The sequence below is a fragment of the Falsiroseomonas sp. HW251 genome (assembly GCF_050563545.1).
Classification (GTDB): Bacteria; Pseudomonadota; Alphaproteobacteria; order Acetobacterales; family Acetobacteraceae; genus Falsiroseomonas.
Window position 1 is genome coordinate 190,177 of sequence record NZ_JBNXUM010000001.1, and the last position, 11,103, is coordinate 201,279.

Annotated in this window: 8 protein-coding genes; all 8 read right to left on the bottom strand. The window is 69.5% G+C overall.

Annotated features, from left to right (window positions below; genetic code table 11):
* Positions 1-3: 3 nt before the first annotated feature.
* A complete protein-coding gene (locus ACLF3M_RS00975; protein ID WP_430654963.1) occupies positions 4-993 on the bottom strand; it encodes an ABC transporter ATP-binding protein in 990 nt (329 codons plus the stop codon).
* The gene (locus ACLF3M_RS00980; protein WP_430654964.1) at positions 990-1,997 is read right to left on the bottom strand and encodes an ABC transporter ATP-binding protein; all 1,008 of its coding nucleotides are present in this window, start codon (positions 1,995-1,997) and stop codon (positions 990-992) included. The genes ACLF3M_RS00975 and ACLF3M_RS00980 overlap by 4 nt, the downstream gene beginning before the upstream one ends.
* Positions 1,987-3,114 carry an ABC transporter permease gene (locus ACLF3M_RS00985; protein WP_430654965.1) on the bottom strand — a complete coding sequence of 376 codons (1,128 nt, stop codon included), beginning with the start codon at positions 3,112-3,114 and terminating at the stop codon, positions 1,987-1,989. The genes ACLF3M_RS00980 and ACLF3M_RS00985 overlap by 11 nt, the downstream gene beginning before the upstream one ends.
* Before the next feature lies 1 nt (position 3,115).
* Positions 3,116-4,105: an ABC transporter permease gene (locus ACLF3M_RS00990; RefSeq protein ID WP_430654966.1), complete on the bottom strand. Its 990-nt coding sequence runs from the start codon at positions 4,103-4,105 to the stop codon at positions 3,116-3,118.
* A gap of 18 nt (positions 4,106-4,123) precedes the next feature.
* Entirely contained in the window at positions 4,124-6,154 is a 2,031-nt protein-coding gene (locus tag ACLF3M_RS00995; protein ID WP_430654967.1) for an ABC transporter substrate-binding protein, read from the bottom strand.
* Between the two features lie 136 nt (positions 6,155-6,290).
* On the bottom strand, positions 6,291-7,526 hold the full coding sequence (locus tag ACLF3M_RS01000; RefSeq protein ID WP_430654968.1) for a virginiamycin B lyase family protein: 1,236 nt from the start codon (positions 7,524-7,526) through the stop codon (positions 6,291-6,293).
* A 49-nt stretch (positions 7,527-7,575) separates the two neighbouring features.
* Complete coding sequence (locus tag ACLF3M_RS01005; protein ID WP_430654969.1) at positions 7,576-8,973, bottom strand: amidase family protein; 1,398 nt, start codon at positions 8,971-8,973, stop codon at positions 7,576-7,578.
* On the bottom strand, positions 8,970-10,991 hold the full coding sequence (locus ACLF3M_RS01010; RefSeq protein WP_430654970.1) for a molybdopterin-containing oxidoreductase family protein: 2,022 nt from the start codon (positions 10,989-10,991) through the stop codon (positions 8,970-8,972). The genes ACLF3M_RS01005 and ACLF3M_RS01010 overlap by 4 nt, the downstream gene beginning before the upstream one ends.
* Positions 10,992-11,103: the final 112 nt, after the last annotated feature.

Consider the following 11,103-nt stretch of genomic DNA (forward strand, 5'->3'; position numbering starts at 1 on the left):
GCGTCAGCCCGCCAACTCCTCAGCGTGATGGCACGCGACGACGCCGGCGCCGACTGACCGCAGTGCCGGCGCTTCCGTCCGGCAGCGCTCCGTCGCATGGGCGCAGCGCGGGTGGAAATGGCAGCCCGGCGGCGGGTGGGCGGCGTCGGGCACGGATCCCTGCAGCACCACGCGCTTCTGCCGCGTGCGGGGATCGGGATGCGGCACCGCGGACAGCAGCGAGCGCGTGTAGGGATGCAGCGGCCGCGCATAGAGCGCCGCGGTTCCCGCCATCTCCACGATGCGGCCGAGATACATCACGGCCACACGGTCCGCGACGTGCTTCACCACGCTCAGGTCGTGCGCCACGAAGAGCAGCGACAGCTTGAGGCGGTCCTGCAGGTCGAGGATCAGGTTCACGATCTGCGCCTGCACCGAGACGTCGAGCGCGCTGACTGGCTCATCCGCTACGATCAGGCTGGGGTTGAGCGCGAGAGCGCGCGCGATGCCGATGCGCTGGCGCTGCCCGCCGGAGAAGGCGTGGGGGTAGCGGTCCATATAGGACACGGGCAGCTGCACGAGATCGAGCAGTTCCGCGATCCGCCGGCGCCGCGCCTCGCGGTCGTTCCAGCCGTTCAGCAGCAGCGGCTCCCCGATCAGGTCGGCGACGACCATACGCGGGTTCAGCGAGGCATAAGGGTCCTGGAAGACCATCTGCATGTGCCGCCGCAGCGGCCGGATCGCGCGCCGCGGCAGCGCCGCGAGGTCATGCGTGCGGCCATCCACCGTGAAGCGGATAGCGCCCGCGCTCGGCGCCATGGCGCGCAGGATGCAGCGCGAGACCGTCGTCTTGCCGCAGCCGGATTCGCCGACGAGGGCGAGCGTCTCGCCCCGGCTGATCGCGAAGGACACGCCGTCCACCGCGCGCACCGCGCCGACCTGGCGGCGCAGAAACCCCTTGCGGATCGGGAAATACTTCGCGAGGTCCTGGACCTCCAGCACGGTCGCGCTCATGCCGCACCGCCGTAGAGCACGCAGGCGACCTCGCGGCCCTCGCCGAGGCTGACGGCTTCCGGCATGTCGCGGTCGCAGAGCCCGGGCTTCGCACGATCGCAGCGCGGGTGGAAGGGACAACCTGGCGGCCGGTTCAGCGGATGCGGGATCGCCCCCGGCATGGTCGCGAGCCGCGATCGCGGCGTGGCGTCCACGGACGGGATCGAGCGCAGAAGCGCCTGGGTATACGGATGCTTCGGGTCGTGGAAGATCGCGTCAACCGGCCCGGTCTCCACCGCGCGGCCGAGATACATCACCACGACGTCGTCGGCCATCTCAGCGATCACGCCCATGTCGTGCGTGATGATGATGATGGACAGCCCCTCGCGGTCGCGGAGTTCGCGCAGGAGGTCGAGCACCTGCGCCTGGGTCGTGACGTCGAGCGCGGTCGTCGGCTCGTCCGCGATCAGGATGCGCGGGCCGCAGGCCAGCGCCATCGCGATCATCACGCGCTGGCGCAGCCCGCCGGAGAGCTGGAAGGGGTATTCGTCCACGCGGCGTTCCGCGCTCGGGATGCCGACCTGGCGCAGCATCGCGATGGCGCGCGCACGGGCCTGCTTCGCATCGAGGTCGGAATGCAGGCGGATCGCCTCGATGATCTGGTCGCCGACGGTGTAGTACTGGCTGAAGCTCGCCATCGGCTCCTGGAAGATCAGCGCGATCTCCTTGCCGCGGATGGCGCGGATCTCCGGCCCGTCATCGCGCAGCGCGGTCAGCTCCACCGGCGCACGGCCATCGCGGAAGCGCAGCGTGATTGATCCCTCCACGATGCGCCCGGGCGGATCCACGATGCGCAGGATGCTGCGCGTCATCACGGACTTGCCGCAGCCGCTCTCGCCCACGATGCCGAGCGTGCGGCCCGCCGTCACGTCGAAGGACACGCCGTCCACCGCGCGCACCACGCCGTCGCGCGTGGCGAAATGCGTGCGCAGGCCGCGCACCGACAGGATCGGCTCAGCTGCCATAGGGATCGGCCGCATCGCGCAGCCCGTCGCCCAGGAAGTTGAAGGCCAGGATCACCAGGATCACCGGAACCGCGGCGGCCAGCAGCCAGGGGGCGAGGGCGAGCGTCTGGATGTTCTGGGCGTCCTGCAGCAGGATCCCCCAGCTGATCGCAGGCGGCCGCAATCCCAATCCAAGGAAGGACAGCGATGTCTCGCTGATGATCATCGCGGGCAGCGCGAGCGTCGTCGCCGCGATGACATGCGACGCGAAGCTCGGCAGCATGTGCTTGAAGATGATCCGCATCTGGCTCGCGCCGGCGAGCTCGGCCGCCAGCACGAAATCATCGGTCTTGAGCGAGAGGAACTTGCCGCGCACGACGCGCGCCAGGTCCGTCCAGGCGAGGAACGCGATCAGCACGGTGATGGCGAAGTAGATCTGCGTGACCGACCAGTTCGTCGGCAGCGCCGCGACCAGCCCCATCCAGAGCGGGATGGTCGGCAATGACCGGATGATCTCGATCACACGCTGGATCACGAGGTCCACCCAGCCGCCCTGGATCGCGGAAATCCCGCCGAGCAGCACGCCAAGGAACAGGCTGATCGTGACGCCCACCAGGCCGATGGTCAGCGACACGCGCGTCGCCACCATCAGCCGCGACCACAGATCGCGCCCCTGCACGTCGGTGCCGAGCAGGAAGATCCCGTCGGCCGGCCCGGGGTCCTTCAGGCCCAGCAGGTGGATGTTCGTCGGGATCAGGCCGAACAGGTCGTAGTCATAGCCGCGGGCGAAGAACTGCACCTCTACGATGCGGTCGGGGTCGGGGCGGTATTCCAGCCGGAAGGTCTGCATGTTGCGGACGCCGCGCAGCCCCTGGACATGCGGCCTGAACTCGCCGTCCGGCGTGAAGAGCCGGATCATCTGCGGCGGCACGTAACCCCGCCGGGCGTCGGAGGCGTGCGGGTCGGCATAGGCAAGGAGATCGGCGAAGGCCGCGATGAGGTAGAACAGGATCACCACGATCCCGCTGGCGACCGCGAGCCTGTGCTTGCGGAAGCGCCACCAGATCAGCCGCGCCTGGCCCGCGGAAGCGTAGTCCCGCTCGGCCTTCGCACCAGTTTCGACCGCGGTTGCGCTCATGTCACTCCATCTGGTGCCGGATGCGGGGGTCGATCCACATCAGCACGAGGTCGGAGATGAAGGTGCCCACCACCGTCAACGCGCCGAGCAGCAGGATGATGGTACCGGCCAGGAACATGTCCTGCGCGATCAGCGCCTTCACCAGGAGCGGCCCGACCGTCGGCAGGCTCAGCACGATCGAGACGATGACGCTGCCGGAGACGAGATAGGGGAAGAGATAGGCGATGGTGGAAGCAAACGGATTGAGCGCGGCGCGCACAGGGTACTTCACGATCACCCGCCGCTCCGGCAGGCCCTTCGCGCGCGCCGTCACGACATAGGGCTTGCGAAGCTCGTCCAGCAGATTGGCGCGCATGATGCGCACCAGCTGCGCCGTGCCGGCCAGCGCCAGGATCAGGCCTGGCAGCGGCAGGTGCTTCACCAGATCCCAGACCTTCGCCCAGGACCAGGGCGCGAGTTCGAATTCCTGGCTGAACAGCCCGCCCGCGTTCACGCCGAAATAGCGGAAGGCGACATACATGATGACCAGCGCCAGCAGGAAGTTCGGGATCGCCAGGCCGATGAAGCTGACGAAGGTGAAGACGTAGTCGGCCACCGAATACTGCCGCACCGCGGAGATCACGCCAATCGGCAGCGCGATGCCCCAGGTCAGGATCAGCGCGAAGAAGCTGATCAGCACCGTCATCCACAGCCGGTCGCCGATCACCTCGCTGACCGGCCGGCGCCATTCCATGCTCTCGCCGAAATCGCCGACGAGCACGCGGCTGATCCACTTGAAGTACTGCACCCAGATCGGCTGGTCGAGGCCGTAGAGCCGGCGCAGCGCCTCGGCCTCGGCCTGCGAGACGGAGCTGCCACTGGCCGAGAGGTTGGCGATGTAGGTGTCCACGAAGTCGCCGGGCGGCAGCTGGATGATGACGAAGGCCAGCACCGAGATGACGCAGAGCGTCAGCGCAGCGAAGCCGAGGCGTTGCAGCAGGAAGGTCAGCATCGCCCCGGCGTTTCCGCGCTACGACTTGAAGAACCAGGTCTCTGGGTGGGAACCGCCGGGCGTCCTGCAGTGCTGCGCGATGCAGGCGCGCGACGGCGTGTTCTCGATCCGGTTGGACACGACGCGGATGCCCATAAAGGCCGGGCTCTGGCCGACGGTGCCGATTCCGTATTGCTGGTCCACCAAGATCTTCCAGATCTCCTGCGCGATGCGGTTGCGCTCCGGCTCCTTCTGGCTCGCCGCGCTGCGGAACAGGTCGAAGATGCGCTTCATGTTGGGGTCCGTCGGCTCACGCCCCTGCGTCCCGCCCGAGGCGTACCAGGTGGCGAATTCCGGCCCCATGAAGGCCTCGGTCGGATCGACCGGAATGGCGTGGCGGGGGAAGAGGTAGAGCAGCTCCGTCCCGCCATTGGTCCAGACCATGATGTGGTGCTCGTTGTTGCTCACGCGCGCCATGGCCAGGTTGCGCTCGAACTCCCGGACATCGGCGAAGATGCCGATGCGGCGCCATTGCTGCGCGATCATCTCGCATTGCTGCGGCCAGGGCAGGAAGGCGCGCACGGCCTGGATCTGGATCACCAGGCGCTGGCCGTTATCGGTGCGCAGCCGGAAACCCTCGCGGTCCTTGCGGGTCAGCCCGATGCCGTCCAGCAGGCGGTTGGCCTGCGCGGGATCATGCGTGGACCAGCGGTTCCGCCATTCCGCGCCCGGGTTCTGCGGCGAGCTTTCCGCCGGCACCGTCGATCCCGGCGTGCCGAGGCCGAGCCAGAAGGTCTCGTTCAACTGGCCGCGGTCGATGCCGAGCGACAGCGCGCGGCGGAAGTCGACATTGGTCAGCCACTTCGCGACCTCGGGGTCGGCGCGGTAGCTCTGGTTGATCTGCAGCGTCGTGTCGGAGCCGTTGAAGGCGAGGTCGAGATGCACGGCGTAGTTGCCGCGCTGCCGGTTCTCCAGCAGGACGGGCAGCTTGCCGATGTCGATGTGGCGTTCCTGCACCTCGTACTGGCCGGACATGGCGCGCAGGTTCAGCACCTCCAGATCCTCGGCCAGCGTCAGCACGACCTGGTCCATGTAGGGCAGCTGGTTCCCCTGCACGTCCACGGCCCAGTAGAAGGGGTTGCGCTCCAGCACCCAGATCGGCGTGTTGATCGGGCGCACGGTGCGCCACGGCCCGATGGTCGGCAGCTCGGGGTTCAGCGACCAGTCCTTCTTCACATGGATCATGCGGACCCAGTTCTCGAAGCCCTCGCGGCGCGCGCGTTCGTTCAGCTGCGCTTCGGACGAGTATTTCGGCAGGAACTGACGGAGGTAATGCGCCGGCGCATAGGCGCCGAAGGTGGAGCCGTTGCTCTGCCGAACGGATTGCCCGCCGCCGATCAGCGTGTCGCCGGCAAGCATCTCCATGAACAGGAAGTATGGTTCGTCGAAGACGAACTGCACCGTCGTCGCGTCCACCTTCACAACGCGGCCAGGCTTGCCGTTGACCGACATGTCCGCGATGGGGGTCGGGACGATGTTGCGGTTGCCGTAGAGGTCCTCGAACCAGAAGACGAAGTCGTCGGCAGTGAAGGGCGCTCCGTCCGACCACTTCATCCCGCGGCGGAGCTGGATGGTGAAGACCTTGCCGTCCTCGCTCATCGTCACGCCCTTGGCGGCGCTCGGGACGATGCGCGTGCCCTCGGCGTCCCAGAACAGCAGCTTGTCGGATGCGTTGATGCGGTTGCCGTTCTCGACATCGCCCGGGCCGGTGAAGCCGCGGCGCCAAGTGCCGCCGTAGCGACCGATGGCGCGCACGGGCTGCAGCACCATCGGCTCCTCCGGCACGCGCTGCTCCACCGGCGGCAGCCGGCCGGCGCGCACGAGTTCCGTCAGCTGCGGCGCTTCCTTGAGCTGCGCCGGGCGCGGCAGGTCGGCGATCGTCGCGCCCTCCAGCCGCCCGACCAGGCCGGACTGCGCGAGCCCTTGCGCGTCCGCTTCATGCGCCGCCAGCGCGAAGGCGCCGCCGGTGACGATCGCAGCCTGACGGATGAAATCCCGCCTGCCTTCCATGACTGACCTCCCTCGGCCTTGCCGGCGCGTCCTTCGCGGGCGCCATTGGCCTAGGGACGCAGCCTGCCGGCTTCGGGCGTCGGCCGCAATATCTGTCGCGGGGCCCCGCCGGCGCGGATCGGATGCCGAGCGGACGCTATTGCGGGCCGCGGATGTCCACCATGCCGACCCAGTTCGCCAGGCTGTGCGCCATCACGGGATTGCCATTCGGCGCGACGTCCATGTTGCGCACGATGTCGCCGCCGCCCGGGATCGCCCAGGTCTGGAAGCGCTCCGTCGCGGGGTCGAAGCGCACCATCGTGTTCGGCGCCGCCGCGGATTCGCTGTACCAGACCGCGCCCTGCGTGAAGACGATGCCATAGGGCTGCGATCGCGGGCCGGACGGCGACTGCCATTCCTTCACCTCGCCCGTGCGGGGATCGAGCCGGCCGAGGAAACCGCGCGCGTGGTCGGTGTACCAGATCATGTCGTCCGGCCCGATCGCGAGCCGCCGCGGCCGCGCGCCGGCATCGGGCAGCATGAACTCGCGGATGGCCATGGTCTGCCGGTCGATGGTCGCGATCCTGTTCACGCCGAACTCGACGAACCAGATCTCGCCCTTCGAATCCAGCGCCATGCCGTAGGGCCGCGAATTCGCCGTCGGCGAGGTGACGAGGCGCATCTGCCCCGTCGCGGGATCGAGCCGCCCCAGCGTGTTGCCGCGCTGCGCGGTGAACCAGACGATGCCGTCGCGTGCGATCAGCAGCGTGTGCGGATCCGGCACCTCGGGGTTGTCGATGCGGTATTCCGTGACTTCGCCCGTGCGCGGGTCAAGCCGGCCGATCAGCGCGGCGAAGTTGCCGGTGAACCAGACATTGCCGTCGCGGTCCTCCACCAGGCCATGCGGGCCGGTGTAGGGATTGAGCGGATATTCGCGCGCCTGCCCCGTCGCGGGATCGAGCCGCCCCAGCGTGTTCGCGAGCTGCCCCGTCCACCAGACCGATCCGTCGCGCGCCGCCATAGGGTCATGCGGGCGCGATCCCGGCGTCGACACGGGCCAGGTGCGGATCGTGGCCTGGACAGGCCCGCTGATGATCGCGGCCGGCGGGCGCGGTCGTTCCGGAAAATGCTGCGCGAGATAGGCGGTGACGACAGGCAGGTCGTCCGGCGCGATCCGCACGCCGAAATTGTGCATCATCGTCATGACGGTGCGCCAGCCCTCGGGCGTGTAGCCCGCGCGGATGCGCTCGACCTCGTGGCAGGAATTGCAGCTGTTCGCGACGATGTCGCGACCCGGGCCGGGCGGCAGTTCCATTTGAGCCGACGCCGTGCCCGAAAGCCCGAGCGCCGCGGCGGCGCCGAGCAGAGCCATTCCAAGCGAACGCGGTTGCATGGCCGCGGCCTCCCCTGTTCCTGGACAGGGGAAGCCTAGTCCTGAATCGTCAGGCCGCGAAAGCCGGCGCGAAGGGCCGGGCCTGGAGGAAGGACTCGGCCGCGCGCAGCACGAGCGCGTCGGCGCAGCGCGCGCCCGCGATCTGCAGCCCGATCGGCAGCCCGTCCATGGTCCGCCCGCAGGGAACGCTGCACGCCGCGCCATGCGAGAGGTCGAAGGGGTAGGAGAACTCGGCCCAGGCCAGCCAGTCCCAGTCATGCCGGGGCCAGTGCTCCGGCTGCTGCCGCCCGACCGGGAAGGCCGCGACGGAGGCTGCGGGCGTCACCAGCAGGTCCCACCCTTGCGCGAACCAGGTGTTCACCTCCGCGGCGTAGGCGAAGCGTCTGCTCTGCGCGGCATGCGCGTCGAGGAAGCTCATGCCCTCGAATTCCGCGATGCAGGCGGACAGCCCTTCGTCCTGCAAGGCGCGGCGGCCGGTATCTGATTCGATATAGGGCAGCATGGCGCAGCCCCAGATCGGGCGCTCGATCGCCGGCCCCTTCGGGCCCCAGGGCGGCGTCACCTGCTCGACGATCGCGCCCGCTTCCTGGAAGGCGGGCACGGCGGCGCGCACGGCCTCGGCGATTCCGGGGTCCACGCGCGCATGGCCGAGGTCGGGGCTGTAGGCGATGCGAAGCCCGCGCAGGTCGGGGGCGCCGACCCAGTCGCGGCGGAAGCCGCCGGGCAGCGTGACGTGGTCGGCGGGATGCAGGCCGGCGATGACCTCCAGCATCAGCGCGGCGTCGGCGACGCTGCGCGCGATCGGTCCGGCATGCGACAGCGCGCCGTTGTTCGGTGTCGGGACATAGGGCACCAGGCCAAAGGTCGGCTTGTGACCGACAACGCCGCAGAAATGCGCGGGCAGGCGGATCGATCCCGCGCCGTCGGTGCCGACATGCAGCGCGCCGCAGCCCGCGCCGGCCAGCGCCGCCGCGCCGGAGGACGAACCACCCGCCGTCATGCCGTGCTGCCACGGGTTGTGCGTGTGGCCGGTCAGCGGGCTGCTGCTGACCGCGGTCCAGCCCTGCTCGGTCAGGGTCGTCTTGCCCACCACGATCGCGCCGGCGCCCTTCAGCCGCGCGACCAGCGGCGCGTCGTGCTTCGTCGGCGAGGGATCGGACAGCTTCGATCCCCGCCTGGTCGGCAGGCCTTCCACCGCCATGATGTCCTTCACGCTGACCGGCACGCCGTGCAGCGGGCCGAGCGGACTGCCTGCCATCACCGCTTCCTCCGCGCGCCGCGCCGCGGCCATGGCCCGGTCGGCGTCGAGCGCGACAAAGGCGTTCAGCCGAGGCTCCCAGGCGGCGATGCGGTCCAGCACGGCGCGCGTGACCTCGACCGGCGAGGCGCGGCGCGTGCGGACCAGCGCAGCCTGTTCGGTGGCGGTCAGCGTGGCGAGGTCGCTCATGACCAAGCCTGCACGTCGAGGAAGGTGGACTGGTAGCAGGCGCCCTCGCCCATGTCGGTGTAGCGGTCGTCGCAGAGCATGTTGACGGTGCCCTCGACGGTCTCCCCGTCGGGACGCTGGCCCGGGACCAGCACGACGCCCGGCTGGATCTCGTCGCTGATGCGCAGCACCAGGCCGACGCTGCCCCGGTCGTTGAACAGCTTCACCGTCTGGCCGTCGTGAAGGCCGCGTCGTGCGGCGTCCTCGGGGTGGAGGATGCAGGCCGGCGCGCCCTCGCGCTTGCGCAGGAACTCGACGCCGGAGAAGGCGGTGTGCGCCTGGAAATAGCCGGGCGCGGTCAGCAGGCGGAGCGGCCAGCGCGCGGCATCGCGTGTCTCCGTCGCGTCGGGCTGCCAGACCGGCATGGGCGGCAGGCCCTGGGCCTCGAGCGCCGCCGAGAAGATCTCGAGCTTCCCAGACGGCGTGCGGAACTCCTGCGCCGCCGGCGGCGTGACCTTCACCGGGCCATCGAGGACATCAGCGGGATCGATCTCCGCGATCAGGCCCACGCCGCCCTTGAAGAAATGCGGCACCATGTCGCGCGGCGCCATCGAGAAGACAGGATCGGTCAGCCCCATGCGCCGCGCGAGTTCCTGCGCCAGTCGCAGATTCGACCAGGCTTGGCCCTGTGGCACGACGGCGGCCGGCGCATACTGCGTCCAGTAGCAGCCATAGGCGCGGTAGAAATCCTCCGTCTCCAGGTAGGTCGCGGCGGGCAGCACGATGTCGGCATGGCGGGCGGTCGCGGTCAGGAAGGGATCGTGCACGACGGTGAAGAGATCCTCGCGCGACAGCGCGCGGCGCAGGCGCTTCACGTCGGGGTTGGTCACCGCGGGGTTGTTCGCCGCGATGAAGAGACCGCGCAGCGGCGGGTCGCGCATCTCCTCCAGCGCCGCGCCGAGCGCGAGGTGATTCACCATGCGCGTCGCCGCCGGCCCCGAGGGCTTGCGGACCATCGAAAAGTCGAACTCCATGGACGCCGCCGCGAGCAGCAGCGCGCCGCCGCCCTCCCGCCCATAGGCGCCGGTAAGCGCGGGCAGCGTCGCCACCGCACGCAGTGCCTGGCCGCCGCGCGCGAGCCGCGTCATGCCCTCGCCAATGCGAATGAGACTGGTCTTCGCCGCGCCATACAGCGCGGCGAGGCGCTCGACGTCCTCCACGGACAGCCCCGTAATCTCCGCCACGCGCGCGGGCGGGAAGTTCGGCAGCACCTCGGATTCCCAACGGTCGAAGCCGAGCGTGTTCGCGGCGATATAGGCGCGGTCCAGCCTGCCGTCGCGCGCCAGGATGTGCGCGATGCCGATGGCCAGCGCCGCATCCGTGCCGATGCGGATCGGCAGGTGCCAGTCGGCGCGCGCCGCGGTCTGGCTGCGGCGAGGGTCGATCACCACCAGCTTCACGCCGGTCTTCCTGACCTTCTCCAGCAGCGTCCAGAAATGGATGTTCACCGCCATCAGGTCGCAGCCCCAGGCGATGACCAGGTCGGAATGCACCACGGCCTCGGGGTCCGTGCCGCCGACGGGCCCGAGCGTCAGGTCCCACGCGGTTTCGCAGCAGGTGTCGCAGACCGTGCCGGCCTGCAGCCGGCTCGTGCCCAGCGCGTGGAACAGGCCGTTGACGATATGCCGGTTCACCTGGCCCTGGTGGGCGGAGTAGGCGTAGCCCAGCAGCGCGAGCGGCCCGTCCTGCGCGATGATCGTCTTCCAGCGCGCCGTGATCTCGTCCAGCGCCTCGTCCCAGGTGATCGGCGCAAAATCGCCGGAGCCCTTCGGCCCGGTCCGGTGCAGCGGCGTCGCGATCCGCTCCGGCGAATGCACGAGCTCGGCGTCGCGGTTCACCTTCGCGCAGGCATAGCCGTCGGTATAGGGCTGGTTCGGGTCGCCCTGCACGCGGATCACGCGGCCGTTCTCGACGGTCGCGATCAGCGAGCACATGTCGGGGCAGTCATGCGCGCAGACCACGCGGACCTGGGATGTCACCGGCTTGCTCCTTCGCTGCGGCCGCATGGTCGGGCGGGCGGGCCCGCGATGCAACTGCGCCGGCGAGATCGTTGACGTCATCAACCGCCCCTGCGACCTTCCCGCCGTAGCG